The 25847-nt window shown below is 71.2% G+C and carries 24 protein-coding genes and 2 tRNA genes; 14 read left to right on the top strand and 12 right to left on the bottom strand.

The features are described 5' to 3' along the window. Window positions 1-7: 7 nt before the first annotated feature. Window positions 8-634 (bottom strand): hypothetical protein, encoded by a 627-nt coding sequence (locus ACIBX3_RS46330; protein WP_397127053.1) that lies wholly within the window; start codon window positions 632-634, stop codon window positions 8-10. A 17-nt stretch (window positions 635-651) separates the two neighbouring features. On the opposite strand from ACIBX3_RS46330, the gene ACIBX3_RS46325 reads away from it, so the two are divergent. Beyond that, complete coding sequence (locus tag ACIBX3_RS46325) at window positions 652-816, top strand: hypothetical protein (RefSeq protein WP_397127110.1); 165 nt, start codon at window positions 652-654, stop codon at window positions 814-816. On the opposite strand, the gene ACIBX3_RS46320 is transcribed toward ACIBX3_RS46325, so the two are convergent. Further along, complete coding sequence (locus ACIBX3_RS46320) at window positions 792-2351, bottom strand: ABC transporter substrate-binding protein (protein ID WP_397127052.1); 1560 nt, start codon at window positions 2349-2351, stop codon at window positions 792-794. The genes ACIBX3_RS46325 and ACIBX3_RS46320 overlap by 25 nt on opposite strands. Window positions 2352-2547: 196 nt before the next feature. Between ACIBX3_RS46320 and ACIBX3_RS46315 the strand changes: the two genes are divergently transcribed. Together ACIBX3_RS46315 and ACIBX3_RS46310 are read left to right on the top strand one after the other, a co-directional pair. After that, window positions 2548-4413 (top strand): nitrate- and nitrite sensing domain-containing protein, encoded by a 1866-nt coding sequence (locus ACIBX3_RS46315; RefSeq protein ID WP_397127051.1) that lies wholly within the window; start codon window positions 2548-2550, stop codon window positions 4411-4413. Further along, the gene (locus ACIBX3_RS46310) at window positions 4403-4762 is read left to right on the top strand and encodes a DUF742 domain-containing protein (protein ID WP_397127050.1); all 360 of its coding nucleotides are present in this window, start codon (window positions 4403-4405) and stop codon (window positions 4760-4762) included. Before ACIBX3_RS46315 ends, ACIBX3_RS46310 begins: the two co-directional genes overlap by 11 nt. Here ACIBX3_RS46310 and ACIBX3_RS46305 read toward each other — a convergent pair. Then, window positions 4740-6137: an MFS transporter gene (locus tag ACIBX3_RS46305; RefSeq protein WP_397127049.1), complete on the bottom strand. Its 1398-nt coding sequence runs from the start codon at window positions 6135-6137 to the stop codon at window positions 4740-4742. The genes ACIBX3_RS46310 and ACIBX3_RS46305 overlap by 23 nt on opposite strands. Before the next feature lie 76 nt (window positions 6138-6213). Between ACIBX3_RS46305 and ACIBX3_RS46300 the strand changes: the two genes are divergently transcribed. Further along, the gene (locus ACIBX3_RS46300) at window positions 6214-6681 is read left to right on the top strand and encodes a MarR family winged helix-turn-helix transcriptional regulator (protein WP_397127048.1); all 468 of its coding nucleotides are present in this window, start codon (window positions 6214-6216) and stop codon (window positions 6679-6681) included. On the opposite strand, the gene ACIBX3_RS46295 is transcribed toward ACIBX3_RS46300, so the two are convergent. Genes ACIBX3_RS46295 through ACIBX3_RS46265 form a run of 7 tightly spaced genes read right to left on the bottom strand, consistent with a single transcriptional unit; the run spans window position 6674 to window position 14452 of the window. Continuing rightward, window positions 6674-7540 (bottom strand): ABC transporter ATP-binding protein, encoded by an 867-nt coding sequence (locus ACIBX3_RS46295; protein ID WP_397127108.1) that lies wholly within the window; start codon window positions 7538-7540, stop codon window positions 6674-6676. The two genes, ACIBX3_RS46300 and ACIBX3_RS46295, sit on opposite strands and share 8 nt — an antisense overlap. Before the next feature lie 2 nt (window positions 7541-7542). Continuing rightward, on the bottom strand, window positions 7543-8271 hold the full coding sequence (locus ACIBX3_RS46290) for an ATP-binding cassette domain-containing protein (RefSeq protein ID WP_397127047.1): 729 nt from the start codon (window positions 8269-8271) through the stop codon (window positions 7543-7545). A 5-nt stretch (window positions 8272-8276) separates the two neighbouring features. Next, complete coding sequence (locus tag ACIBX3_RS46285) at window positions 8277-9191, bottom strand: ABC transporter permease (protein ID WP_397127045.1); 915 nt, start codon at window positions 9189-9191, stop codon at window positions 8277-8279. Next, a complete protein-coding gene (locus ACIBX3_RS46280) occupies window positions 9188-10204 on the bottom strand; it encodes an ABC transporter permease (RefSeq protein WP_397127044.1) in 1017 nt (338 codons plus the stop codon). The genes ACIBX3_RS46285 and ACIBX3_RS46280 overlap by 4 nt, the downstream gene beginning before the upstream one ends. A 3-nt stretch (window positions 10205-10207) precedes the next feature. Beyond that, complete coding sequence (locus tag ACIBX3_RS46275; RefSeq protein ID WP_397127043.1) at window positions 10208-11815, bottom strand: ABC transporter substrate-binding protein; 1608 nt, start codon at window positions 11813-11815, stop codon at window positions 10208-10210. A 23-nt stretch (window positions 11816-11838) separates the two neighbouring features. Beyond that, window positions 11839-13401 carry a hydantoinase/oxoprolinase N-terminal domain-containing protein gene (locus ACIBX3_RS46270; protein ID WP_397127042.1) on the bottom strand — a complete coding sequence of 521 codons (1563 nt, stop codon included), beginning with the start codon at window positions 13399-13401 and terminating at the stop codon, window positions 11839-11841. Further along, window positions 13394-14452 (bottom strand): DUF917 domain-containing protein, encoded by a 1059-nt coding sequence (locus ACIBX3_RS46265; protein ID WP_397127041.1) that lies wholly within the window; start codon window positions 14450-14452, stop codon window positions 13394-13396. The genes ACIBX3_RS46270 and ACIBX3_RS46265 overlap by 8 nt, the downstream gene beginning before the upstream one ends. 219 nt (window positions 14453-14671) lie before the next feature. On the opposite strand from ACIBX3_RS46265, the gene ACIBX3_RS46260 reads away from it, so the two are divergent. From ACIBX3_RS46260 to ACIBX3_RS46230, 7 genes are all read left to right on the top strand, one after another. Next, window positions 14672-14744 (top strand) — tRNA-Met (locus ACIBX3_RS46260). A 3-nt stretch (window positions 14745-14747) separates the two neighbouring features. After that, a tRNA-Arg gene (locus ACIBX3_RS46255) sits at window positions 14748-14820 on the top strand. Window positions 14821-14853: 33 nt separating this feature from the next. Further along, window positions 14854-15288 carry an RpiB/LacA/LacB family sugar-phosphate isomerase gene (locus tag ACIBX3_RS46250; RefSeq protein ID WP_397127040.1) on the top strand — a complete coding sequence of 145 codons (435 nt, stop codon included), beginning with the start codon at window positions 14854-14856 and terminating at the stop codon, window positions 15286-15288. A 17-nt stretch (window positions 15289-15305) separates the two neighbouring features. Then, a complete protein-coding gene (locus ACIBX3_RS46245) occupies window positions 15306-15530 on the top strand; it encodes a hypothetical protein (RefSeq protein ID WP_397127039.1) in 225 nt (74 codons plus the stop codon). A gap of 60 nt (window positions 15531-15590) precedes the next feature. Then, window positions 15591-16754, top strand: coding sequence for an amidohydrolase (locus ACIBX3_RS46240; protein ID WP_397127038.1), 1164 nt, complete (start codon window positions 15591-15593; stop codon window positions 16752-16754). Window positions 16755-16781: 27 nt separating this feature from the next. After that, window positions 16782-19307, top strand: coding sequence for a Tex family protein (locus ACIBX3_RS46235; RefSeq protein WP_397127037.1), 2526 nt, complete (start codon window positions 16782-16784; stop codon window positions 19305-19307). Window positions 19308-19558: 251 nt separating this feature from the next. After that, window positions 19559-20557 carry a hypothetical protein gene (locus ACIBX3_RS46230; RefSeq protein WP_397127036.1) on the top strand — a complete coding sequence of 333 codons (999 nt, stop codon included), beginning with the start codon at window positions 19559-19561 and terminating at the stop codon, window positions 20555-20557. A 36-nt stretch (window positions 20558-20593) separates the two neighbouring features. Here the strand turns inward: ACIBX3_RS46230 and ACIBX3_RS46225 are convergent, their stop codons facing one another. Further along, a complete protein-coding gene (locus ACIBX3_RS46225; RefSeq protein WP_397127035.1) occupies window positions 20594-21115 on the bottom strand; it encodes a TIGR03086 family metal-binding protein in 522 nt (173 codons plus the stop codon). 19 nt (window positions 21116-21134) lie between these two features. On the opposite strand from ACIBX3_RS46225, the gene ACIBX3_RS46220 reads away from it, so the two are divergent. Next, window positions 21135-21962 (top strand): DUF6597 domain-containing transcriptional factor, encoded by an 828-nt coding sequence (locus ACIBX3_RS46220; protein ID WP_397127034.1) that lies wholly within the window; start codon window positions 21135-21137, stop codon window positions 21960-21962. A gap of 19 nt (window positions 21963-21981) precedes the next feature. Here the strand turns inward: ACIBX3_RS46220 and ACIBX3_RS46215 are convergent, their stop codons facing one another. Then, window positions 21982-22674 (bottom strand): TetR/AcrR family transcriptional regulator, encoded by a 693-nt coding sequence (locus tag ACIBX3_RS46215; protein ID WP_397127033.1) that lies wholly within the window; start codon window positions 22672-22674, stop codon window positions 21982-21984. Window positions 22675-22774: 100 nt separating this feature from the next. Here ACIBX3_RS46215 and ACIBX3_RS46210 point away from each other — a divergent pair, with 100 nt between their 5' ends. Together ACIBX3_RS46210 and ACIBX3_RS46205 are read left to right on the top strand one after the other, a co-directional pair. Beyond that, window positions 22775-23995: a saccharopine dehydrogenase family protein gene (locus tag ACIBX3_RS46210; RefSeq protein WP_397127032.1), complete on the top strand. Its 1221-nt coding sequence runs from the start codon at window positions 22775-22777 to the stop codon at window positions 23993-23995. A gap of 14 nt (window positions 23996-24009) precedes the next feature. Continuing rightward, entirely contained in the window at window positions 24010-25671 is a 1662-nt protein-coding gene (locus tag ACIBX3_RS46205; RefSeq protein WP_397127031.1) for a dihydroxy-acid dehydratase, read from the top strand. Window positions 25672-25847: the final 176 nt, after the last annotated feature.

The following is a 25847-nucleotide window of genomic DNA, read 5'->3' as shown; positions in this document are numbered from 1 at the left end:
ACCAGGATCAGGCCCTTGTCCGCTCCACTCCCACGGTGATCTCGTTGCCGAGCCTGTGCCCGGTGAGCAGCTCGAGGTCGTCGCCGCTCCAGAACCTGCCGGGGTCGTACCAGTTGGGGCGGCGGCCGGCCGGCAGCAGCCCCATCTCCTCGTACGTGACCGCCACGACCTCGGCACAGTAGGCGCTCTCCAGCGCCACCTCCTTGCGGGTCCGGCGCGGGACGCGCCCCCGGAACCAGCGGGCGGCCAGGCGGGCCGTGGACGGGAACGGGGTGCCGTCGAGCCGGGCGACCGTGCGCAGGGCCGCGTCCTCCATCTCCGGCGTGGCCTCCGGCTCCAGCTGGCGCAGCCAGGCGCGCTGGCCGTATTTGTCCGCCCACACGGTGACCGCGCCGCGCAGGTCGTGCAGTTGCACCCCGCGGTGGTGCGTGCCCGCCCACAGGTCCGGCAGGGACCTGCCGAGCTCGGCGTGCCACATCATGGGCGGCAGGTCCTCGATCACGATGGCCATGCCCACGTGGTTGACCGGGCTGTTGGTCATCGTCTGGATCGCGCGGTCGGGCACCGAGCGCCCGCGGAAGATCCACAGATCGCCGGTCCGTGTCACCTTGACGGCCTCGTCGAGAGTCAGCACACCGCTAGCCTAGGCACATGCGCTGGTGGAAGATGCTCGGTCTGGCCGGAATCATGGGTGTGGCGGCCACGGGAGTGGTGATCGCACGCGCCGAACGGCGTCGTCGCGCCTACACGCCCGAGGAGATCAGGACCCGGCTGCGCGAGCGGGCCCAAGATCATCCCGATGGCCTCAAGTCGTAGACGAAGACCACGTCGGAGTAGGCCGGGTTGTCGACGTAGCCCTGGATGGTCCCTTGGTAGGCGCGCTGGTAGTTGACCACCCAGGGCACCGCGGCGGCGGCCCGCCGGTCCAGCACCCGCCTGGTGGCCTCCTCGTACGCCCGCTGCGCCGCCGTCTTGTCGGTCACGGTCAGCTCGGGCACCGTCTCCAGCAGCGCGTCCAGCGCCGGGTCGTCGAGGTAGGTCAGGTTGAACACCGGCGGGTCGGCGTGGTGGAAGACGTTGCCGAAGTAGGAGTAGCCGTCGGCGTAGTCCGGCCACCAATACATCATGAAGATGTCCTGGCCGCGCTTCTTGCCCAGCTCCCACTGCGCGGTCCACGGCATGGCCCTGGCCTCGACGGTGACGTTGAGCGGCTTCAGCGTGGCCTCCAGCCGCGTGGCCAGCAGGCGCCAGTCGGTGTCGCCCTCCCCGTACGTCAGGCGCAGCCGCAGCGGCCGGCCTCCCGGCCCGTAGCCGGCCCGGCGCAGCAGCCGCTCGGTGGCCGCCAGGTTCTGGCGCGGCACCCGGCGCGGCACGTGCCCCATCAGGCCCTCGGGGATGACGCCGCTGGCCGGTGAGCCGGCGCCTCTCAAGTCCTTGATCAGGCCCCGGTAGTCGACGGCCCGCTGGATGGCTCGGCGCACCCGCACGTCCTTCATGGGGCCGCTCGCGGTGTTGAACAGCAGCATCGCGGTCTGGAACGACGGCCGCTCCGCCGTGCGCAGGCCCGGCGTGGCCGACGCCTTGGCGTACAGGCGCGGGTTGAGCCGCTCCACGAAGCTCGCCTCGCCGCGCAGCAGCAGCTGCCACGCCCGGTCGGGGTCGGGGACGACGCGGTACTTCACGGTGCTGTAGTGCGGCTTGTTCCAGCCGCCCCAGTATTTGTCGTACGCCTTGAGCGTGAGCTCCTCCTCCTCGCCCTTGCGCCACGTGGCCACCGTGTAGGGACCGGATCCCGCGTCCTTGCCCTGGCCGAACCACTTGCCGAGGTCGGGGGCCGCCTTGGTGTCGTAGATGTAGGCCGCGTACCCGGCCGAGGCCACCAGGTCCAGGGGGACCGAGTACTTCAGCGTGAACGTCACGGTCCCCGGGCCCTCGGCCCTGATGGAGGAGACGGCGTCCCAGATGTAGTAGGCGCCGGTCTTGGACGCGATGGTGCGCTCGATGGACGCCTTGACCGCCGCGGCGTCCAGCTGCCGGCCGGTGTGGAAGGTCACGCCGGGTCGCAGGGTGAACGTCCACGTCCGGCCGTCGGCCGAGGCCCGCCACGACGTGGCCAGGCGTGGGGTGGACTTCTTGGTGACCGGGTTCCAGAGGGTGAGCGTCTCGTAGACGTTCTGGAAGGCGATGATCTCGTTGGAGTAGGAGCGGCTGGGATCCCACTCCGTGATGACATCCAGGTTGTTGACGTAGACGAACGGCGCCTCGACCGCCGGGGCCCGCGGCGGCTCCGGGGCCGGCGAGCAGGCCGCGAGGAGCACCAGCGCGGCGGCCGCTACGAGACGACGGCGCAACGCATCTCCCTCTGTCGGCGATATACGCGGGAAACCTACTCCATGATCATGGAAGCCGGGGCGCGCGTGTCCAAAAGTGCCGAAAAATTGGGCATTCTGGTGATCGGATTGCTATCCTCGGGGCTTGTCCCGTCCGGGGTTGCCAGCAGGGGACCGACCGGAGTGAGGTGCCATGGGTCGTAGCCGAACGATCCGCATGAAGATCATCGGACTACTGCTGGTGCCGCTGACCTCCATGGTGGTGTTGTGGGGGGTCATCACCGCCGTCACCGCAACGGAGGGTTTGGAGCTACACGAATACAAGACACTCTGGACGAACCTCCGCCTTCCCGCGTACAAACTGATCAGCGAGATCCAGCGTGAGCGTCTGCTCTCGGCCAAGCTCCTGCGTCACACGGCCAGCACCTCAGCCGTCGCCGCGCAACGTGCCCAGACCGACGCCGCAAGGGACACGTTCAGGCAACTCTCCAGCGACTCCAAAGACCGATCGGAAGAGATCCGCACACAGGTGGACGCGGTGTACACGCAGTTCGACAGGCTCGACGCGATCAGGGGAGAGATCGACACGGGCCTGTTCGACCGTCTGCACACCGTGGAGGCGTACAACGCGATCATCGACACGATCTTCAGCCTGCACCGGCACGTCGCGCTCATCGACGACATCCCGATCTACGAGCAGTCCCGCGTGGTCATCGACATGGGGTACGCCAAGGAGCTGCTGACCCGGGAGCAGGCCATCGCGCTCGGTCCGATCACAGCCGCGGAGCGCAGGCTCTTCACGCAGATCGTCGGCAACCGGCGCTTCCTGATCGACCAGTCGCTCCCCGAGCTCGACCCGACCCTGCGCGACGCCAACGTCGCCCTGATCGCCTCCGCCGCCTACCAGCGGATGCGGATCATGGAGGACCAGATCATCGCCGGCGCCACGCCCAAGGCGTGGCTCAGCACGACGGAAGGGCTGGCCAAGTCGTTCAACGACACGCAGATGCGGGCCAGCACAGTGCTGAACGCGCGCGCCGAGCCGGTGGCCGACGCGGTGCTCAACCGCGCGTTCATGCTGGCGGGGCTGTGCCTGGCGCTGGTGGTCGTGTCGATCGTGTTCTCGCTGCGGATGGGCAACCGGCTGTCGAAGGAGCTGGGCGCGCTCCGGCTGGCCGCGCTGGAGGTGGCGCAGGAACGGCTGCCGTACGTGGTCGCCAAGCTGCGCAAGGGCGAGACGGTCGAGATGCCGGAGTTGTCGGTGGCCAGCACCACGACGGAGATCGACGACGTGGGCCAGGCGTTCTCCACCGTCCAGCAGACCGCCGTGGAGGCCGCGGTCGGGCAGGCCCAGCTCAGCGAGGGGGTCGGCCACGTGTTCCGCAACCTGGCCCGGCGGAGCCAGACCCTGCTGCACCGCCAGCGCATCCAGCTCCAGGACATGCAGCACCGGGCGACCGAGCCCGATGCCCTGGAGGACCTGTTCAAACTGGACCACCTGACCACCCGCATGCGCCGCCACGCGGAGGGCCTGATCATCCTGTCCGGCGCCACGCCGGGCCGCGGCTGGAGCAGGCCGGTGCCGCTGCTCGACGTGGCACGCGGCGCGGCGGCCGAGGTGGAGGACTACCAGCGGGTCACCGTCGAGCCGATGCCCGGCCAGCGCCTGGCCGGGCCCGTGGTCGGCGACGTGATCCACCTGATCGCCGAGCTCATCGAGAACGCCACCGTCTACTCCCCCGCGCACACCTCGGTCATCGTGCGCGGCGAGACGGCGGCCCGCGGCTTCGTCTTCGAGGTCGAGGACCGCGGGCGCGGAATGAGCGTCGAGGAGCTGGCCGAACTCAACGAGCGGCTGGCCAGCCCACCGGAGTTCGACCTGGCCGACAGCGACCGGCTCGGCCTTTTCGTCGTCTCCCGCCTGGCCGCCAGGCATGACATCCGCGTTACGCTACGCGGTTCACCATATGGAGGGACCACCGCGATCGTGTTGATCCCGGAAGAGCACGTGGCCGAGCCCGAAGCTCCCGCTCCCGCGGAAGAGCCGGTGCGCCCTATGCGGGTGGTGCGAAGTGAGTCGTGACGAGCGCTGGCTGGACGAGGACGCCGGTCCGATCGTCCCCGCCTATCTGCTGACCAGGGGCCGTACGGTGCCCGCGAGCGAGGCCATCGACCTCATCGCGGTGATCATCACGGCCGGCGGCCTGACGCCGCCCATGGGCCTCGGGCCCGAGCATCTGATCATCCTGCAGAAGTGCACCAAACCGACGCGGCTCGTGGACGTGGCCGCCGAGCTCAACCTGCCCATCGGCGTGGTCCGCGTGCTGGTGGGCGACCTGCACGCGCAGCAGCTCGTGCAGGTCGAGCACCCGCCTCCCGCCCCGGACGCCACGGTGCTCCTGGAGGTGATCAGCGGGCTGAAGGCGCTGTGACCAGCCCGCGGTTGAGCCGTCCGTAGACGGCGGCGAACAGCGCCGCCATCGTCCCGGCCACGGCGGCGGCGCCGAAGACCCACTGGTAACCGGTGACGCCGGGCTGTGCGGCCAGGATGGCGGCGATCACGGCGCCCGACGTGCTGCCGCCCACGATGCGGACGAGCGCGTTCACGCCTGCCGCCACGGCCGTCTTACCGGGGTCGACGTGCTCGACGGCCATGGTGCCCAGCGCCGCGTAGCCGACGCCGAGGCCGACGCCCATGAGCGAGGCGGCCACGTACAGGTGGGCGGGGGCGGCGTGCATGAACATCAGCCACAGCGCCGCCAGTCCGGTGACCGCGCCGCCGGCCGACACCATGGTGGCGGCCTGGAAGTAGCGCATGAACCGGCCCGCGAACAGCGAGATCACCAGCATGAACAGCGTGCTCGGCAGCAGGTAGAGCCCGACCTCCAGGGTCGAGGCGGCGAAGCCGGACACGGGCGCCTGGGCGAACCCGGACATGCCCGTCATGATCGTGAAGAACGTGAACCCGAGCAGCATCGAGGCCACCGTCGCGCCGACCGTGCCCCGGTGCACCAGCATCGACATCTCCACCAGCGGCTCGGCCACCTTCCGCTCGACCAGGACCCAGACCCCGGCCAGCAGCGCCGCCGCGGCGAACAGGCCGAGCACGCCCGGCGAGGTCCAGCCCCACGAGCCGCCCTCGCTGATGGCCAGCAGGAGCGCCACCAGCCAGGCGGCCAGCAACGCGGCGCCGAGCAGGTCGGGGCGGGCCCGCACGGCCGGCGCGCGGTCGTGGACGAGGAACGCCACGATGATCGCGGCCACCAGGGAGATGGCGGCGGTGACCCAGAACACCATGTGCCAGTCGCCCGAGGCCAGCCCGGCCAGGATCATCCCGCCGCCGGCGCCGAACCCCATCGTCGCGCTCACCATCCCGATGCCGGTCGCCAGCTGCTGCCGGGGCAGCACGTCGCGTACCACGCCGATCGAGAGCGGCACGAGCGCGGCCACGGAGCCCTGCAGCACCCGCGCCACCAACAGCCAGGCCAGCGAGGTCGCCAAGGCCGCCATGACCGAGCCGATCACCAGCAGGACCAGCGCGCCCAGGATCACCGTGCGCCTGCCGTACATGTCGCCGAAACGCGACAGCAGCGGCGTGGCCACCGCGGAGACCAGGAGACTCAGCGTGAGCGTCCAGCTCACGGCGGACAGCGAGGTGTCCAGCTCGCGTTGCAGCACGGGAAGCAACGGCACCACGGCGGTGTTCTGCAGGGCGGCGATGGAGGCGGCGAAGGCCAGCGCGACCACCCCGGGCCAGGGATTCCGGTTCGACGTCACGCGCGCGGCGGACGTTGCCACTGTCACCATCTCGGCTCCTTTAGATAACTTGGGTAAGTAACCGAGAGACGATGATACATACGTAAGTTAGGTAATCAAACGGGAAATGGACGAAGATCTCAAGAAAACGGTGTCGGCCTTCCGCAAGCTCGTGACCACCCTCAAGCGCGGCAAGACCCACGAGCGGCTGACCGAGGCCGCGGGCATCCGGCTCGACCGGCCCGGCGTGGAGATCCTCGTCAGCCTGCTGGACGCGGGCGAGCCGCGCAGGATCGGCGCGATCGCCGAGGCGCTGCAGGTGGAGAGCCCGCACGTGACCAGGCACGTGGCCGCGCTGGAGCAGCGCGGCCTGGTCGAGCGGGTACGCGACCCCGACGACGGCCGGGCCTGGCGCATCGCGCTCACCGAGGAGGGCGCCGTGGCGGCGAGCAAGTGCGCCCAGGTGACGACGGACTGGTTCGAGGGCGCGATGGCCGGCTGGTCCGCGGCGGACCGGGCGGAGCTCAGCCGGCTGATGGAGAAGCTCACGGACGACGTGTGCGCCCATCTGCGGGCCCAGATGGTCGTCAAGTGAGCAGGACGTCCTCCGCCCGGTGGCAGGCGACCTGACGGCCGTCCAGGTCCCGCAGCGGCGGCGCCTGCCCGCACTCCGGCACGGCCAGCGGGCAGCGCAGCCGGTACGAGCACCCCGTCGCCGCCGGCACCGCCTCCGTCCTGCCCCTGGCCTCCGGCGGAGCGCCGCCGAGCTTCGGTACGGCGTCACGCAGGGCCTTGGTGTACGGGTGGGCCGGCTTGGTCAGGAGGTCCTTCGTGGGGCCCGACTCGACCACGCGGCCCGCGAACAGCACGTGCGAGGTGCGGCAGAGCCGTTCCACCACGGCCAGGTTGTGGGTGATGAGCAGGCGCTCGGTGTCCAGGCCCGCGAGCAGGCCGAGGATCCTGGCCTGGACCGTCACGTCGAGCGCGCTCGTGGGCTCGTCCAGGATGAGCAGGCGGGGGCCGACGGCCAGCGCCCTGGCGATCACCACGCGCTGGCGCTGGCCGCCGGAGAGCTGGTGCGGCCTGCGGGCGGCCAGGCCGGGGTCCAGGCCCACCTGTCCGAGCAACTCCCCCACGCGGGATCTGGCGGCCCTGGGCAGGGCCTCGGCGATGGAGTCGCCGATGCGCATCCGGGGGTCGAGGGCCTCGGCCTGGAAGACGGGCTGGACGTCCTTGCGGAACATCCGCATGTCCGCATTTTTCAGGTTCTGGCCGCCGTACCAGATGTCTCCGGACATGGGGCGCAGGAGACCCAGGAACGCCCGCGCCAGCGTCGTCTTGCCCGACCCGCTCTCCCCGATCAGCCCGACGCCGCCCGCCACGATGTCCAGGGTCACGTCGTGGACGACCGGGCGCTTGCCGTACCCGAGCGTCACCCGCTCGGCCCTCAGCATGGTCACGGCAGCGCCTCCAGCAACTCGCGCGTGTACGGGTGGGACGGCTCGGCCAGCACCTTCGCCGACGGCCCCGACTCGACCACCGCGCCGTCCTTCATGACCAGCACCCGGTCGGCGATCGTGGACACCAGGGCCAGATCGTGGGAGACGAGCAGGAGCGCCAGGTCACGCTCGGCCCTGAGCCTGCGCAGCACGCCGACCACCTCGGCCTGCACGGTCACGTCCAGAGCGCTCGTTGGCTCGTCGGCCAGGATCACCTCGGCGCCCAGCGCGATGGCCAGCGCGATGGCGAAGCGCTGGGCCTGGCCGCCGGAGATCTCGTGCGGGTAGCGGCGCAGGAGGCCCGGGTCGAGCAGGACGGCCTCCATGGCCTCGGCCATGACCTTCTCGCCGGCGTCCCTGCCGTGCAGCTTGAGCGCGCGGCGCATGAGGACGCCGAGCCTGGTGGCGGGGCTGAGCGCGGCCTGCGGCGACTGCATCACCAGCGCCGCCCTGGCCCCGCGGATCTCGCGGAGGCGGCGGGGCGGGGCGGTCAGGACGTCGACCCCGCAGACCCGGATTTGTCCTGAAATTTCGGCATCTGTGGTGAGGCCCAGCAACGAGAGCAGCGTGGTCGACTTGCCCGACCCGCTCTCCCCCACGATCGCCACGCACTCGCCCGCGCCCACGTCGAGCTCGGGCACGTCGGCCACGACCCGTCCCCCGTAGCCGACCCGGAGGTCGCGCACCTGGATCACTTCACGGCCCTCGTGCTCATGGTCGCGGCCGCTTCGGCACTCGTTGGCTTGACTCTCTCCTGCCGAGCTCCTCCGCTCCGAGGATCGAGCGCGGTCCTGAGCCCCTCGCCGAGGACGTTGAACGCGAACGCCGTCACCAGGATCGCCAGCCCCGGGAAGGTGACCACCCACCAGTTCGTGGTGAAGAGCGTCTGGCCCTGTTGCACCATCAGCCCCCACTCCGCCGTCGGCTCCTGCGCGCCCAGCCCCAGGTACGACAGCGCCGCCGCGGTCAGGATCACCCCGCCCGCGTCCAGCGAGATCTGGACCAGGACGGGGGTGAGCGAGTTCGGCAGCACGTGCCTCCAGATGATCAGCGGCGCGGGCACGCCGAGGCACCGGGCGGCGTCCACGTAACTCCGGGTGGAGATCGACGCGGCCACCGAAGCGGACAGCCGCGTGTACCACGGCCACCAGGTCACCGCGATGGCCAGCACGACGGTGTTCACGCTGGGCTGCAGCACGACGGCCAGCGCCAGGGAGAGCAGCAGCGCGGGGAAGGCCAGGAACACGTCCGTGACCCGCATGATCACGTCCCTGACCCAGCCGCCCGCGTACCCGGCCACCACGCCGAGCGTCACCCCGGCCACCGCCGAGACGGCCAGCACGGCGACGGCGATGAACAGCGAGGTGCGGCCGCCGTACAGGATCCTGCTGAGCACGTCCCGTCCCGCGGTGTCGGTGCCGAACCAGTGAGCGGCGCTCGGCGGCTGCAGGGAGTCCAAGGGCATGGGCTCGTCGGGATAGGGGGCCAGCCATGGCGCGAAGATCGCGGCCAGGACGACGACCACGATGATCACCGCCCCGAACGCCGCGAACCGGTCGGGGATCCGCGGCAGCCTGCGCCGCAACGGCGCCTCGGTGGCCGTCATCGCGCCCTCGCCCGTGGATCGACGACGCCCTGCAGCAGGTCCACGACGAGGTTGGCCAGGGTGTACACCAGGGCGACCAGGAGAGTGACGCCCGCGATGGCCGGCGTGTCCAGCGACTTGATCGACTCGGCGGCGTAGCGGCCCAGCCCCGGCCAGTTGAAGACGGCCTCGACCAGGAACCCGTTGACGATCGAGTACGCGAACACCAGCGCGATCAGCGACAGCACCGGGCTCAGCGCCGGCCGCAGGGCGAACCTGGTCAGGATGGACATCTCACCGAACCCCAGCGCGCGCTCCAGCCTGGCGTGGTCCTGGCCGGACTCCTCGATGAGCGCCGCCCTGGTCATCTGCGCGATCACTCCCGTGGGGTATGCGGCCACGACGAGCGCGGGCAGGACCAGGTGTTCGAGGGTGCTGGTGAAGATCGGCCAGTTGCCGGTGATGAGGGCGTCGACGATGGTGATGTTCGTCCAGAGGGTGAGCGGGCTGGTGGTGTCGAGCGAGGAGTCGTACTCACCGGCGATCGGGAACCAGCCCAGGTTGCTCGCGAACACCAGCTGCAGGATCAGCGCCAGCCAGAAGACCGGCACGGAGACCGCCAGCATGCTCGTGAACCGCACCCCGAAGTCCGGAAATCTCGTCTTGTAGCGGGCGGCCAGCACGCCGATCGGGATGCCGACGACCACCGCCACGACCAGCGCCGCGCCCACCAGCTCCAGGGAGGCCGGGAAGGCGAGGTACAGGTCGTCGCGCACGGGCTGCCGGGTGCGCAGGCTCGTGCCCCAGTCGCCGGCGACCAGGTCGCGCACGTAGTTCACGAACTGCAGGGGCAGCGGGTCGTCGAGCCCGAACTGCCGGCGCGCCGCGGCGAGCTGCTCCGGCGTGGCCTTCGGCCCCGCGAAGGCCACCGCCGGATCGCCGGGCACCAGCCGCATGACGGCGAACATGAGCATGACCACGCCGGCCACGACCAGGAGGGCCTGACCGAGCCGGCGGGCCAGATAGCGCAGCATGCGTTAACTTGCGCGCTTGAGGTCGTAGAAGAAGACCACGTTGGGATAGGCGGGATTGTCCACGTATCCCTGGATGTCGCCGGTCAGCGCGCGCTGGTAGGTCTGCACGTACGGCACCGCCACCGCCGCCTGCTCCTCGATGATCTTCTTCTGCAGGTCTCGGTACGCCAAGTCAGCCTTCAGCTCGTCGGTGGCCGTCAGCTGCGGCAACCGGTCGATCTCCGCGTCGATCTGCTCGTTCTTCAGGTACGACAGGTTGAACTGCGGCTTCTCGGCGCTCTTGAAGACGTTCAGGAACCAGGAGTAGGCGTCCGGATAGTCCGGATACCAGTACATGACGAAGACGTCCTGCCCCTGCTTCTTGCCCAGGTCCCACTGCGCGCTCCAGGTCATGGGCTTGGCCTGCAGGGTCACGTTGAGCTTCCGCAGCGCCGAGCTGAGCAGCGTGACCAGCAGCTTCTGGTCGTCGTCGCCCTGGGCGTAGGTCAGACTGAGCTTGAGCTCGGGGTTGTCGGGGCCGTACCCGGCCTCTTCGAGCAGTTGCCGCGCCTTGGCCAGGTCCTGCTTGGGCTCCATACCGTTCACATGGCCGAGCAGGCCCTGCGGCACGAGCCCGCTGGCCTTCTGCGCCGAGCCCTTGAGCGCGGCCACCAGGCCGTCGTAGTCGATCGCGGCCTGCAGCGCCTGCCGCACCCGCTCGTCCTTGGCCGGGCCGCTCGCGGTGTTGAACAGCACGAGCAGGTTCTGGAACGACGGCGACTGCGACGTCTGGACGTTCTGGGTCGCGCCCGCCTGCTGGAAGAGCTGCGGGTTCAGGCGCTGGACGAAGTTCACCTCGCCCTTCTGCAGCAGCTGCCAGGCCGTGGTGATCTCCGGGGTGACGCGGAAGGCGACCTTCTTGTACTGCTCCGGCTTCCAGCCGCCCCAGTAGCCGTCGAACGCCTTCAGCGTGAGCTCGGTCTCCTTGCCCTTCTGCCAGGAGTCGACCGTGTACGGGCCGGTCCCGGCGGTCTTCTTGCCGTCCGGGTCCACGGCGTCCACGTCGTAGATGTAGGCGGCGTAGCCGGAGGAGGCGACGAGGTCGAGGGGGGCCGGGTACTTGAGCGTGAACTTCAGCGTGGCGTCGTCCACGGCCTCGATCGTGTCGACGGCGTCCCAGATGTAGGCCGCGCCGCCCTTCTTCTCGACGGTCCGCTCGATGGCCTTCTTGACGGCCCCGGCGGTGAGCGGGGCGCCGGAGTGGAACTTCACGCCCTGCCGGAGCTTGAACGTCCACACCTTGCCGTCGTCCGCCGCGGTCCACTCGGTGGCCAGGCGCGGCTCGGCCTTCTTGGTCTGGGAGTTGTACCTGGTCAGGCCCTCGTAGATGTTCGACAGGGCGACGATCTCGTTGGAGTAGGAGGTCGCCGGGTCCCAGTCGGTGACCACGTCGAGATTGGGCACGTAGACGAACGTGCTGTCGTTGGCCTGCGCGGCCGTCGACTGACTGGTGCTCGCCTGCGGCTGGGGTGTCCCGCCGGCGCCGCGCACCTGGCCGCCCGCGCACGCGGATGCGGTCAAGGCCAGGACACCGGAGACCCCGGCGACGAGCAGACGCTTGTGCCAGCGCATGGTGGGGGGATCCTTTCGATCTTTCACCGGGCGAGGGGTCCGGCTGCTTTGACGTGTACCCGCACGGCGGGCTCGGAGAGGTAGCTCAGCGGCACCTCGAGGAGATCGACGATCTCGACGCCGGAGGGATCCGCCCCCGCCGCCACGGCCCGCGCCGCCGCCTCCTCCTTGGCCCTTTCGATGGCTTCTGACCGGCTATCTCCCGCAGGCAAGATCGTATCCACTCGGCCGCTCGCGAGTGCGATGGCCGCGCCCACGGCGTTGGCCACCTCGGCGTGCTCGGGGCGGATCACCTCGCCGGCGCCGGGCACGCGGGCAGGCAGCAGGAACGCCCCGCCACCCACCGCGACCAGCGGTCTGTCCGATTTGCCGAGGGCCATCCTGTCCACGGCGTCGACGACCATCTCGTCCGCGACAACCACCGCCCTTTGCAGAATGTCGGCGGTTACTTGCGACATGTCATCCATATTGAGGCGCTCCCGCCAGCCGCCGGCGTCGCGCGGGGTACGGCCGGCCGCCACGGCGGCGTCGGTCATCGTCATCGTCCCCCCGCCGAAGACCAGCGCCTCCCGCACGATCCGGTAGCCGACCGAGTCCGGGCCGATCCCGTGCTCGCGCACCACGGTCCCGCCGCCGAGCGCGATGGCCAGGATGTCCGGCATGCGGAAATTGGTCAGCACGCCGCCGATCTCGACCGCCGCCGCCGACTCCCTCGGGAACCCGCCTGCCAGTACCCCCAGATCGGTGGACGTGCCGCCCACGTCCACCACGATCGCGTCCGCCACCCCCGACAGGTACGCGGCCCCGCGCAGCGAGTTCGCCGGTCCCGAACCGATCGTCGACACCGGCAGCCGCGCGGCGTGCTCCAGCGTCATGAGCGTGCCGTCGTTCTGCGCCAGGTACGGACGCGCTTCGAGGCCGCGCTCGGCCAATGCCGCGGCCAGGGCGCCGGTCACGTGGGCGGCGACCCCGTACAGGGCGGCGTTGAGCACGGTGGCGTTCTCGCGTTCGAGCAGGCCGAGCGAGCCGATCTCGTGGCTGAGCGAGACCGGCAGGCCGTACTCCGCCCTGATCAGCTCCCCGACCACCCGCTCGTGCCCGTCGCTCGCCGGGCTGAACACGCCGGTGACGGCCACGGCCTCCGCCTCGACGCCGTCCAGGAACCGTCGGATCCCGTCCAGGTCCGGAGGGCCGATCTCGCGGCCGTCCACGTAGTGTCCGCCGCCCACGACGGCCTCGCCCGCCGAGACGGCCTTGCGCAGGTCGGCGGGCCAGCCGGAGAGCGGGGGCACGGAGGTGGTGGCGGGCGCGCCCAGCCGAAGCACGGCGACCCGGCCGAGGTTGCGCCGCTCCAGGATCGCGTTGGTGGCGTGCGTGGTGCCCAGCATGACGCGGCCGACCCGGCCCTGCGCGGGTCCGAGTCTCTCCAGGACGGCGTCGAGCGCCGCCCGCAGCCCTTCGGTCACGTCCGGGGTCGTCGGGCGCTTGGCCTTGGCGATCACCCGGCCGCCGGCGTCCAGCACGACCGTGTCGGTGTTCGTGCCGCCGACGTCGATCCCGATCCCGAGCTCCGGCAGGTCAGCCATGTGCCGTCAGCTCCTCGACAGGAACGTGGTCCAGCTCGTACCCGAACGCCCGCGGCCCCGCCGTCTCCAGCCCCTTCGGCGTACGCCAGAGGGGATCGCAGGGCCAGGCGAGGACCGTGACGCGCTGACCGTACCTCAGGGCCTCCGTCTGGACGGCGGCGGCGGTCTCGGTGTCCACGACGGTGATGAGGTCGGGCACCATGGCCCTGACCCGGCCGTCCTCGACGGCGACCAGGTTCTCGTTCTGGAGCTCCAGAGTGAGGGTGCGCCCGCGGTCGTCGCCGGTGCCCTCGACCGTGGCCGTCCCCCGCACGAACCCGCCCGTGGTGCGCCTCTCCACGTCGGTCAGCTTGCCGGTGATCAGCCGCGCGGCCCCGAGCCGGTCCTGGAGAGCTCTCAGCGGGTCGGCCGCGCCCTCGGTGGCCCTGCCGATCTCCAGGGCGCGCGTCACCGTGCCCTCGATCACCGCGCCCCGCGCCCCCGCGGCCGTGAGCACGTAATCGGCCATCAGCGCGGACGATCCCGCCGCCACGCACACGGCCCTGGCCATCCGCTCCGACCAGAGCCCGTCGACCGGGCGGATGGTCACCACGTTCCCGGCGACATCCGTCATGATCACCAGGTCGGCCGGCAGCCCTGCGACGTACATCGACACCATCTGGACCTCGGGGAACGCCCGCCCCATGCCGTCGGCGTCGAGCAGCGGCAGCCCGAGCTGCGCGGCCCAGGCCACCGGGGCGACCCCGTTGGAGCCGCCGATCTCGGAGGACATGACCGCGCTCGGCGGGCGGCCGAAGATCCGCTCGACCTCCTCGACGATGCGCTTGGGCTCGTCCTCGCTGTGGATCATCTCGTGGCTCACGGTCGGCGCCCCGATCCCGGACAGCGGGACGACCAGCGCGTCGTCGGCTAAGTCGGCCAGTCTGACCAGCGGCACCTCGCCGTACTCGCGGATGGCCCGGACCGCCGCCAAGGACCCGGTACGCACGTCCCCTCCGCCGCCGGTGCCCAGAACGGCGCACCCTCGGGCGAGGGCCGGGATATCGCTCACGTCAATGCTCATTTGGCGTCACAACCAACCACATAGCACCTCAAAGTGCCACCCCGACACGTGTGGGCGCCGGTAATTGCGTTGCGCCGCCCTCTTCGGACGGCCAGGATCGTGTCAGACCCGCGGAGAGGAGCTCCCATGGAAACCCGGCGAATGCGCATGCGGCGCCGTACGGGCGTGTCCTGGGTCTGAGCTCCGGCACCCGCCCGTCGACGTCGAGGCGGGTGAGGGCGCTGGTGTGCCCACCGGTTTCATAAGCCGTTCGAGGCGGGTTCGATTCCCGCACCCGCTACGAGCCCTCGTGGCGCAGTGGAGAGCGCGCCTGTTTCCGAAGCAGGAGGCCGCTGGTTCGATTCCAGCCGGGGGCGCTGGTAGATGTGGGGTGAGGGACGGAGGGGCGCATGCGGATTTCGGTGGCCGCCGACAGCAAGGACGGGGCGGCCGAGCGGGTCGTGGCGGAGCTGCGCAGGCGCGGGCACGAGGTGGTGACGCACGGCGCGCTCAACCACGAGGAGCGCGACGACTGGGCGTGGGCCTCGGAGCTGGCCGCCAGGGACGTGAGCGAGGGGCGGGCCGACCAGGCGATCGTGTGCTGCTGGACCGGGACGGGCGCGTCGATCGCGGCGAACAAGGTGCCCGGCGTGCGGGCCGCGCTGTGCGTGGACGCCTACACCGCCGACGGGGCCAGGAAGTGGAACGACGCCAACGTGCTGGCGCTCAGCCTGCGGCTCACCTCCGACGTGGTCCTCGACGAGATCCTCGACGCCTGGCTGGGGGGACGGCCGAGCACGGACGCCGCCGACGCGGCGAACGTCTCCCACCTGGACGAGATCTGACCACTACGATCTCTGGCATGTCGGACTTGCACTGCACGCATTGCGGCGAGGGCGGGCTGGAGGCCGGGTTCGTCATGGACTCGGGCGAGCACGCCAAGGGGTTCGCCAGGTGGGTCGAGGGCGCTCTCGAGCGTGGGATCTTGGGCGGAGCCAAGGTGATGGGCCGGCCGAAGTGGGAGATCGACGCCTATCGTTGCCCCTCCTGCCACCACCTGGAGCTCTTCGCCACCCGACGGGCCTGACCCACATCGGTCACCTCTGAGGCACGGAAATCGTCGGCTCCGCCGTTTAGGGTGCTGAGCATGACCGATGTGCTGCTCCGCGGCGGCCTCCCCTGGGGGCTCTCGGCGCCTGCCGACATCCTCGTCCGTGACGGCCTGATCCACCGCGTCGGCCAGGGCGTCGACGCGTCCGGCGCGCTGGTCGCCGACATCTCCGGACAGCTCGTGCTGCCCGGGCTCGTCGAGGCGCACTGCCATCTCGACAAGACACTCTACGGCGAGCCATGGGTGCCGCACTCGGCCGACGACACGCTGGCCGGTCGCATCGGCAACGACCTGGGCAGGCGGGCCGAGCTCGGCGTTCCCAGCGTGGCGCGGATCGGCGCGCTGCTGGAGCGCATGAGCGCGGCGGGCACCACCCACGTGCGCACACACACCGACATCGATCCGCTGGTGGGGCTGCGCGGCGTGGAAGCCGTGCGGGAGGCCGCCGCGGGGTCCCCCGTCGAGGTGCGGCAGGTCGCCTTCCCACAGCACGGCGTGCTCGCCAACCCGGGCACGGCCGAGCTGCTGGAGGAGGCGCTGAAGAGCGGTGTCGAGGCGATCGGCGGGCTCGACCCGGCGGGCATCGACCGCGACCCCGTGCGGCACCTCGACGTGATCTTCGGCCTGGCCGAGCGCTACGGCGCCCATCTGGACATCCATCTGCACGACGGCGGCTCGCTGGGCGGATGGGAGCTGGAGCTGATCATCGAGCGCACCAAGGTGCTGGGGCTGGGCGGCCGGGTGGCGGTCAGTCACGCATACGCGCTCGGCCAGCTCGACGCGGCCTACCAGGACCGGCTGATCGAGGGCTTCGCGGAGGCGGGCGTGGCGCTGGTGACCGCGGCCGTCTACAGCTTCCCGGTGCCGCCGGTGAAGCGGCTGCGGGCCGCGGGCGTCACGGTCGCCTGCGGGCACGACGGCATCCGCGACCTGTGGGGGCCGTACGGCAGCGGCGACATGCTGGAGCGGGCGATGCACGTCGCGTACCGCAGCACGTTCCGCAGGGACGAGGACATCGAGCTGGCGCTGGAGGCCGCCACCCATGGCGGGGCCCGCCTGCTCGGGCTGGAAGGCTACGGGCTGGCCGCGGGTGACCGGGCCGACCTCGTCGTGGTGCCGTGCGGGGGCCCGGCGGAGGCTGTGGTCGTTCACCCTGCGCGCACTCTGGTCATGAAGGATGGCGTAGTCCTGCACAATTGACCGGCGGGACCATCGAAAGGCAGGCAAGTGCTCTCTATTCACCAGCGGATCGCGGCAGAGCTCGGCGTACGCGACGGGCAGGTGCAGGCTGCGGTCGAGCTGCTCGACGGCGGCGCGACCGTGCCGTTCATCGCGCGATACCGCAAAGAGGCGACCGGCACGCTCGACGACGCGCAACTGCGCACGCTGGAGGAGCGACTGCGCTATCTGCGGGAGCTGGAGGAGCGCAGGACGGCGATCCTGGAGTCGATCGAGTCCCAGGGCAAGCTCGACGACCAGCTGCGCGAGCAGATCATGGCGGCCGAGACCAAGGCCAGGCTCGAGGACATCTACCTCCCCTACAAGCCCAAGCGGCGCACGAAGGCGCAGATCGCCCGCGAGCTGGGGCTGGAGCCGCTGGCCGACCAGCTGCTCGCCGACCCGGCGCTGAGCCCGCTGGCGGTCGCCGAGGGCTTCGTGACGGAGGGCGTGGCCGACGCGGGCGCGGCGCTGGAGGGCGCCAGGGCGATCCTGATCGAGCGGTTCGCCGAGGACGCCGACCTCATCGGCGACCTGCGCGAGCAGGTGTGGAGCCGCGGGCGGCTGGTGTCGAAGGTGCGCGAGGGCAAGGAGGAGGCGGGGGCCAAGTTCTCCGACTACTTCGAGTTCGGCGAGCCGTTCACGAAGCTGCCCTCGCACCGGATCCTGGCGATGTTCCGCGGCGAGAAGGAGGAGATCCTCTCCGTCACGCTGGAGCCCGACGACAGCCCCGACTACGAGATGCGCATCGCCGCCAGGTTCGGCATCTCGGACCAGGGCCGGCCGGCCGACAAGTGGCTGGGCGAGACCGTGCGCTGGGCCTGGCGCACCCGCATTCTCGTGCACCTGGGCATCGACCTGCGGATGCGGCTGTGGCAGACGGCCGAGGAAGAGGCCGTGCGGGTGTTCGCGGCCAACCTGCGCGACCTGCTGCTCGCCGCGCCCGCCGGCACCCGCACGACGATGGGCCTGGACCCGGGCCTGCGCACGGGCGTGAAGGTGGCCGTGGTCGACGCCACCGGCAAGGTCGTCGAGACCGCGACCATCTATCCCCACGAGCCCAAGCGGCAGTGGGACCAGTCGCTCGCCGTGCTGGGCGCGCTCGCGCAGCGGCACGGGGTCGAGCTGATCGCCATCGGCAACGGCACGGCCTCGCGCGAGACCGACAAGCTGGCCGGTGAGCTGGTCGCGAACATGCCGGGGCTGACGAAGATCGTGGTGTCGGAGGCCGGGGCCTCGGTCTACTCCGCCTCGCCGTACGCCTCGCAGGAGCTGCCCGAGCTCGACGTGTCGCTGCGCGGCGCGGTCTCCATCGCCCGCCGGCTCCAGGACCCGCTGGCCGAGCTGGTCAAGATCGACCCCAAGTCGATCGGCGTCGGCCAATACCAGCACGACCTGGCCGAGACCAAGCTGTCCCGCTCGCTGGACGCGGTGGTCGAGGACTGCGTCAACGCCGTCGGGGTCGACGTCAACACCGCGTCGGCGCCGCTGCTCACGCGAGTGTCGGGCATCGGCTCCACACTGGCGGAGAGCATCGTCCGCCACCGCGACGCCAACGGCCCGTTCCGGACGCGGGGCGCGCTGAAGGAGGTGCCGCGGCTCGGGCCCAAGGCGTTCGAGCAGTGCGCGGGCTTCCTGCGCATCAGGGGCGGCGACGACCCGCTCGACGTGTCCAGCGTGCACCCGGAGGCCTACCCGGTGGTCCGGCGCATCCTCGGCTCGGTCAAGACGGACCTGAAGACGCTGATCGGCAACACGGCGGCGCTGCGGTCGCTCAAGCCGCAGGAGTTCACCGACGACACGTTCGGCCTGCCGACGGTCACCGACATCCTGCGCGAGCTGGAGAAGCCGGGCCGCGACCCGCGTCCCGCCTTCAAGACGGCCACGTTCAAGGAGGGCGTCGAGAAGATCTCCGACCTGACGTCCGGCATGATCCTGGAGGGCGTGGTCACCAACGTGGCGGCGTTCGGGGCGTTCGTGGACGTCGGCGTCCACCAGGACGGGCTGGTCCACGTGTCGGCCATGTCCCGCACCTACGTCAAGGACCCGCGTGACGTGGTCAAGCCCGGGGACATCGTGCGCGTCAAGGTGCTCGACGTGGACATCCCGCGCAAGCGCATCTCGCTGACGCTGCGCCTGGAGGACGAGACCACCGCCGAGTCCCCGGCCGACGGCCCTCGCCGCGGGCAGGGCCGCCAGGGCGGGGGCCGCGGGGACGGCGCGAGGGCCGACGCGGCCCGGGGCGACGCAGCTCGCGGCGACGGCGGCCAGCGCGGCCGGGGCCAGGGCCAGGGCCAGGGTGGAGGTCGCGACGGCGGCCAGCGTGGCCAGGGCGGTGCGGGTCAGCGCGGCGGCGGCGACGGACAGCGTGGCGGCCGGGGCGACGCGGGCCAGCGGGGTGGCGGCGACGGCGGGCAGCGCGGCCGGGGCGACGGGCAGCGCGGCGGCCAGCGCCGCCAGGACCGCCCGGCTCCCACGGGCGCCATGGCGGAGGCCCTCCGCAAGGCGGGCCTGACCGGCGACGACAACCGCTGAGCCGCCTCGACGGCCGTCGCCGCCTACCGGCCTCGACGGCCGTCGCCATCGCCGTGCCCGCGCCTTGGGACGGCTTTCTCCGCGGAGCCCGCTGCGCAGGCGAAGACACCGGGCGGGGGCGGTGGCGCGCGAGCTCGCGGGCGAGCGGCGCCGGCTCCGCTCGCGGGCGATCGTGCGGTGACGCGCTCCGCTCCGCTGCGGGCGGAACGACACGGCGCCGGGAGCGCGGGCCGGGGCGATACCGTCGAATGGTGAGCACATCAGCGTTTGACATGGCCGTCACCCAGGCCCGCGACCTGCTCAGGTGGCACTCCCCGCTGCGCACTGAGCTGTGGGCGGCGCGGCTCACGGCCGGTCTGGAGCCGGACCGCGTGGAGCCGTTCCTGCGGGAGCTGGCCGAGGACGGCAGCGCGGAGTCGCGGCTCACCCTCGTGGCTCTGGCCGCGGTCAACACAGCCCCCTCACCCGACTCCCGGCCTCCTCATGACGACGAGTCCATGGAGGCGTACGCGCGGGCCGCTGAGGGGCTGGTGGACACACTGCCGGAGTGGGTACGCCGGATGGGCCAGGTGGTGTGCGAGGGCGCCTGCTACGGCAAGGCCGACCCGTACGGCGAGCAGACCCTGGCCGTCCTGTCCTTCCGGTACGAGAACGGCAAGGAGCCGCACATCCTGGTCGTCGGCATCGACCAGCCGAACGGCGGGCTGGCGGTGGACGCGCTGGTGGAAGAGGTGAAGTTCCTCGACGACCTGGGGCTGGAGGCGGCGGACCCCGGCGTGGTCGGAGGACGGATCCTGGACGCGTTCGAGCTGGGCGACCGGATCATGGGAGCCGCGGTCGCCGACACGCTGCCCGACGTCCGCCCGCTGGCCATCGCCCGCGCTCGCGGTGTCCCGGGTCTTGTACGGGGGCCCGGCGACGAGACCGTGTCGCGGTTCGACGAGCTGCCGGACCTGCCGGGGGCGCGGGAGGCGTTCGAGCGGCTGGCGGAGTTTATCGGGGATCGGCCGCTGTGGTGGAGTCCGGCCCGGGTGTCGCAGTTCCTGACCGCCTGGCTGCCCCGGGAGGCGATCATGTCGGACGCGGCGGTCGCGGCGATGCCGGAGGTCGTGCGCGCCTGGAGCCGCTTCTCCGGCGATCAGCCCGCGGTGCTGCGCCAGATCGACGAGGACGCGCCCCGCCTGCCCGCCCTCATGGCCGACGACTCCCTGGCCGGACTCGCCAAACGCATCGCCCAGAACCGCCTCTGACGGTACGCGCGGGCCTCCGTCAAGAGCTAGAGCTGATCACGGTGTCCAGGCGGGATCGCGGCCGACGGTGCCGAGCAGGCGGTCGAACGGCGGGGCGTTGTCCGGCACGGACACCGGCGGCCCGAAGGCGCCGCGCTGCCTGCCCATCTCCACCATCTGGTCGGTGAAGCGCAGCGCCCGCGCGACCGCGTCAGGGTCCGGCTCGTACTCCTGGCCGGTGGCTCTGGCCAGGTCCCAGCCGTGCACGACCATGTCGACGAGCCACATGTGGGCCAGCGCGGTCATCGGCAGACCCATGGCAGGGCTGGTCCCCTCCCAGGCCTCGGGCCGCGACCAGGCGGCCAGCATGCGCTCCGCTCGCTCGGGGAAGTCGCCCGCGTAAGGTCCCTGCTCGACGGGCTCTCCCTTGCGACCCAGTGACTCGAACATCTCCGCCACCCACTCAAGATGGTTGATCAGACCCTTGACGTCGAACTTCTCGCATGGCGTCGAGGACTCGAGCTGCTCCTCCCGCACCGCGCGCACCATCCCGGCGGTCCGTTCGGTGGCACGTGTCATCAGCGGCATCATGTCTTCCATGGCAGCCATCGTGCCCCGCCCGTCCGAGGAGCGGCTTGTAGAAACGCGACAGCGCGGCATGGTCGACCCGTACGCCGGGTTCGACGCCTTCGATTTCATCCGGCGGGCGCCATCGCCCGAGATCTCGGCATATGTGAACCACTTCTGGGTCGTCACGTGGACCGACCTCGCCGAGCCGTACGAGCAGCGCATCGTCTCGCACCCCACCGTGAACATGACGATCGCCCAGGACTTCCACCAGATCAGGGGAGTGATCAAAGGTGGGTTCTCTTACACGATGCGGGGCAGCGGCCGTGTGTTCGGCACGCGCTTCCGGCCCGGCGGCTTCCGGCCATTCCTCGGCCGTCCGGTGTCCGAGCTGACCGACTGCTTCGTGGAGATCGGCGAGATGTTCGGCGCGGCGGGCTCGACCCTGGTCGAGCAGGTCCTGACCGAGCCCGACGCCCAGGCCGTCATCGCACTCACCGAGAAGTTCCTGCTGGGTCTGGAGCCGAAAGAGGATCCACTGGCGGAAGAGGTCGCGGCTCTGGTGGCGATGGTGGAGAACGACGTGTCCGTGACCAGGGTCGACGAGCTCGCCGCCAGATCGGGGCGGTCGGTGCGGTCGCTGCAGCGGCTGTTCCGGGACTATGTCGGCATCGGCCCCAAGTGGGTGATCTGCCGCTTCCGGCTGCACGAGGCCGCGGAGCGCGTCTACCAGGGCCTCGACCTCGCCACGCTGGCCGCCGAACTCGGCTACACCGATCAGGCTCACTTGACCCGCGACTTCACCGGCGCTGTCGGCATGACACCCGCGGCCTACGCCCGCCTCAGAAGCCGGCCCTGATCCCCAGCCCGGCATTGGTCTACCTGCCGAGGGACGCGCTCGACAGCAGCATGTCCAGGGCCGCCGGGTAGGCGCTGTCGTTCATGCGGGCGACCAGCAGCGGCGCCGTGGCGGCGATGTTGGGGTGGCTGGTGGCGGGCAGGCGGGCGTACGTGTCCCGCCACACCTCCTCGTCGGCCTCCCGCGCCGCCGGCGGCAGCGCCATCGTGGCGGCGTCCAGGATGGCGAAGGCCAGGGACTGGTCGATGAACGCGTGGTAGATCCGCACCGCGTCGGCATCCGGGAACCCGGCACCGCGCAGGACGCCGAGGATGATCTCGTCGGTGGCCACCTCGTTCGGGCGGCCGGTGACCCGGCTGGCGGTCAGGACGGCGGCCTGCGGGTGCGCCAGGTACGCGTTGTGGATGCGCAGCCCGAGCTCGCGCAGGTCGGCCCGCCAGTCGCCGGTGGGCCGCCAGCCGGTCATGGCCAGGCCGAAGAACTCGTCCGCGATGGCCAGGATCAGGTCGTCCATGCCGTTGAAGTACCGGTACACGGTGCTGGCGTCGGCGCCCAGCGCCAGCCCGAGGCGGCGGGCGGTCAGGCCGGCCGCGCCGTGCTCGCGCAGCATCCGCAGCGCCGTCTCCACGATCAGCCGGTGGCTCAGGACCTGCCCCTGCTTGGTGGGACGCCGCCGTCTGCGCGCCGTCTCCGAGACCACCCGCTTGGCCATGCGTGACCCTCCTTATGCCAACACCATTGACGTTGATGAGCGTAGTCGAGTTGGATGAACGACACAGCCCCCCAAAAGCACTTAAAGGGGATTTATCGTCATGCGTATCCTTCTTGTGGGAGCCGGCGGTGTGGGCACCGCCATCACCCGGATCGCCGCCCGCCGCCCGTTCTTCGACCACATGGTCGTCGCCGACTACGACCTCCCCCGCGCGAAGGCGGCCGTCGCCGCGCTGGGCGAGCGCGCCGGCAGGTTCACCGCGGCCAGGATCGACGCCGCCGACCCGGCCGCCGTCACCGCGCTGCTCACCGAGCACCGATGCGACGTGCTGCTCAACGCCACCGACCCGCGTTTCGTGCTGCCGCTGTTCGAGGCGGCGCTCGCGGGCGGGGCCGACTATCTCGACATGGCGATGTCGATGTCGAAGCCGCACCCCGAGCGCCCGTACGAGGAGGTGGGGGTCAAGCTGGGCGACGAGCAGTTCGCCCGGGAGGCGGAGTGGCTCGCGAAAGGCAGGTTGGCGCTGGTCGGCATGGGTGTGGAGCCCGGGCTCGCCGACGTGTTCGCCAGGTACGCCGCCGACGAGCTGTTCGACGAGATCGAGGAGATCGGCATCAGGGACGGCGCGAACCTCACGGTCGAGGGCTACGAGTTCGCCCCGTCGTTCTCCATCTGGACCACGATCGAGGAGTGCCTCAACCCACCCGTCATCTACGAGAAGGACCGCGGCTGGTACACGACGGAGCCGTTCAGCGAGCCGGAGATCTTCGACTTCCCGGAGGGCATCGGCCCGGTCGAATGCGTGAACGTCGAGCACGAGGAGGTGCTGCTGGTCCCCCGGTGGATCCCGGCGCAGCGAGTCACCTTCAAGTACGGCCTCGGCGAGGACTTCATCGGCACCCTCAAGACCCTGCACGCGCTGGGCGTGGACAGCACCGAGCCGGTCCCGGTCAGGACCGACCAGGGCACGGCCCGCGTGGCGCCGCGCGACATGGTGGCCGCCGTGCTGCCCGACCCGGCCCAGCTCGGCGACCGCATGCACGGCAAGACCTGCGCCGGCACCTGGGTGAAGGGCGTCAAGGACGGACGGCCGCGCGAGGTGTACCTGTACCACGTGGTGGACAACCAGTGGTCGATGCGCGAGTACGGCTCCCAGGCCGTGGTCTGGCAGACCGCCGTCAACCCGGTGGTCGCGCTGGAGCTGCTGGCGAGCGGCGCATGGAAGGGGATGGGCGTGCTGGGCCCCGAGGCGTTCGAGCCCCAGCCCTTCCTGGACCTGTTGGTGGAATACGGCTCGCCATGGGGCATACGGGAGCAGTGAGGAATCATGAACACGTGACGACCAGAACGACGATCGCCGACGATCCCGACCGCGCGCCGGCCCGCTCCCACCTGTACGCCATGGGGATGTCGGAGGAGGAGATGCGCCGCCCCGTGGTCGGCATCGCCTCGACCTGGACCGGCACCATGCCGTGCAACCTGACCCACCGGGAGCTGGCCGCTCACGTGGCCGAGGGGGTGCGGGCGGCGGGCGGCACGCCGATGGAGTTCAACACGATCGCCGTCTCCGACAACCTCACCATGCACACGCCGGGCATGCGCACGTCGCTGATCAGCCGCGAGGTGATCGCCGACTCCATCGAGCTGATGGGCCGGGCGCACGGCTTCCACGCGCTGGTGGCGATCGTGGGCTGCGACAAGACCGTACCCGGGGCCATCATGGCGCTGGCCCGGCTGGACGTGCCGTCCGTGGTCCTGTACAGCGGGAGCATGATGCCGGGCCGGTGGCGTGGCCGGGACGTGACGATCCAGGACATGTGGGAGGCCCTCGGCGAGCGCGCCGTCGGCCGGCTGGACCAGGCCGAGCTGGACGATCTCGCGAAACACGCCTGCCCGGGTGCGGGCACCTGCGCCGCCCAATACACCGCGAACACCATGGGCAGCGTCGCCGACTTCCTGGGCTTGGCGCCGTTCGGGATCGGCGACATCCCGGCGGTGGCCGAGGGGAAGAACGCCGCGGCGCGCCGGGTCGGCGAGATCGCCATGGAGGCGCTGGCCCGCGACGCCCGCCCCTCGCGGGTGCTGACCGAGGACGCCCTGTACAACGCGATCGTCTCGGTCGCGGCCATGGGCGGCTCCACCAACGCCGTGCTGCACCTGCTGGCCATCGCCCGCGAGGCCGGGCTCCCGCTGGAGATCGACGAGATCGGCGTGGTCTGCCGCCGGATCCCCATCATCACGGGGCTCAAGCCGAGCGGCGGCGACCACACGGCCGCCGACCTCTGGCGGGCCGGAGGCACCTCGCTGGTGGTGCGCCGGCTGCTGGCGGCCGGGCTGCTGCGCGAGAACGTCACGCTGGTGGACGGCCGCACGCTCACCGACGTCGCCGGCGCCGCCCAGGAGACGCCGGGGCAGGAGGTCGTGGCGAGCGTGGAGCGGCCGTTCAAGCCGCGCGGCGCGCTGGCCATCCTGCGCGGCACGCTCGCGCCCGACGGCTGCGTGCTGAAACTGGGCGGCAAGGACGACTTCCGGTTCGAGGGCCCGGCCAGGGTGTTCGACTCGGAGGACGATTGCTACGCCGCCATCCAGGAGGGCCGGGTCCTGGCGGGCGACGTGATCGTCGTCCGGTACGAAGGCCCGGCGGGCGGTCCCGGTATGCGCGAGATGCTCTCGATCACCGGCCCGCTCGTCGGCCGGGGCCTCGGGTCGTCTGTGGCGCTGGTCACGGACGGGCGGTTCAGCGGCGTGTCGCACGGGCTGGTGATCGGTCACGTGACGCCGGAGGCGTACCACGGCGGGCCGATCGCGCTGGTGCGGGACGGGGACACGGTGGTGATCGACAGCGCGGCCGGGACGCTCGACCTGGTCGTGCCGGAGGTGGAACTGGCGGAGCGCCGGGCCACCTGGCGGCGGCCCGAGCGGGCGGTCGAGCGCGGCGTGCTGGCCAAGTACGTGGCCACGGTCGGCTCCGCCTCCGACGGCGCGATCACCGTCTGACCCGGCGGCCAGGATGCTCGTATGCCCGATGGCCGCCTCGGACGAGGTCGCCGACAAGGCGCCGCGCCCGATGGGAGCGGCGGGTCAAGCAGCCGTCGCGGGCGGCTATGCTGCCCAGTGACGTTTCGGCCATGCCCTGAAAGGGCGTTTCAGAGGAGACTTACGCGATGTACAAG

Origin of the sequence: Nonomuraea sp. NPDC049480, assembly GCF_044465905.1 — a bacterium.
Lineage (GTDB): Bacteria > Actinomycetota > Actinomycetes > Streptosporangiales > Streptosporangiaceae > Nonomuraea.
The sequence above is the reverse complement of the archived record's forward strand: the minus strand, read 5'-3'. Positions and strand labels throughout refer to the sequence as shown.

Coding starts and splice junctions, on each gene's coding strand:
- ACIBX3_RS46325 (WP_397127110.1), top strand. CDS start 652: ATGCGCTGGTGGAAGATGCTCGGTCTGGCCGGAATCATGGGTGTGGCG.
- ACIBX3_RS46315 (WP_397127051.1), top strand. CDS start 2,548: ATGAAGATCATCGGACTACTGCTGGTGCCGCTGACCTCCATGGTGGTG.
- ACIBX3_RS46305 (WP_397127049.1), bottom strand. CDS start 6,137: ATGGTGACAGTGGCAACGTCCGCCGCGCGCGTGACGTCGAACCGGAAT.
- ACIBX3_RS46300 (WP_397127048.1), top strand. CDS start 6,214: ATGGACGAAGATCTCAAGAAAACGGTGTCGGCCTTCCGCAAGCTCGTG.
- ACIBX3_RS46295 (WP_397127108.1), bottom strand. CDS start 7,540: ATGCTGAGGGCCGAGCGGGTGACGCTCGGGTACGGCAAGCGCCCGGTC.
- ACIBX3_RS46285 (WP_397127045.1), bottom strand. CDS start 9,191: ATGACGGCCACCGAGGCGCCGTTGCGGCGCAGGCTGCCGCGGATCCCC.
- ACIBX3_RS46280 (WP_397127044.1), bottom strand. CDS start 10,204: ATGCTGCGCTATCTGGCCCGCCGGCTCGGTCAGGCCCTCCTGGTCGTG.
- ACIBX3_RS46275 (WP_397127043.1), bottom strand. CDS start 11,815: ATGCGCTGGCACAAGCGTCTGCTCGTCGCCGGGGTCTCCGGTGTCCTG.
- ACIBX3_RS46270 (WP_397127042.1), bottom strand. CDS start 13,401: ATGGCTGACCTGCCGGAGCTCGGGATCGGGATCGACGTCGGCGGCACG.
- ACIBX3_RS46250 (WP_397127040.1), top strand. CDS start 14,854: ATGCGGATTTCGGTGGCCGCCGACAGCAAGGACGGGGCGGCCGAGCGG.
- ACIBX3_RS46245 (WP_397127039.1), top strand. CDS start 15,306: ATGTCGGACTTGCACTGCACGCATTGCGGCGAGGGCGGGCTGGAGGCC.
- ACIBX3_RS46240 (WP_397127038.1), top strand. CDS start 15,591: ATGACCGATGTGCTGCTCCGCGGCGGCCTCCCCTGGGGGCTCTCGGCG.
- ACIBX3_RS46225 (WP_397127035.1), bottom strand. CDS start 21,115: ATGACACGTGCCACCGAACGGACCGCCGGGATGGTGCGCGCGGTGCGG.
- ACIBX3_RS46220 (WP_397127034.1), top strand. CDS start 21,135: ATGGCAGCCATCGTGCCCCGCCCGTCCGAGGAGCGGCTTGTAGAAACG.
- ACIBX3_RS46215 (WP_397127033.1), bottom strand. CDS start 22,674: ATGGCCAAGCGGGTGGTCTCGGAGACGGCGCGCAGACGGCGGCGTCCC.
- ACIBX3_RS46210 (WP_397127032.1), top strand. CDS start 22,775: ATGCGTATCCTTCTTGTGGGAGCCGGCGGTGTGGGCACCGCCATCACC.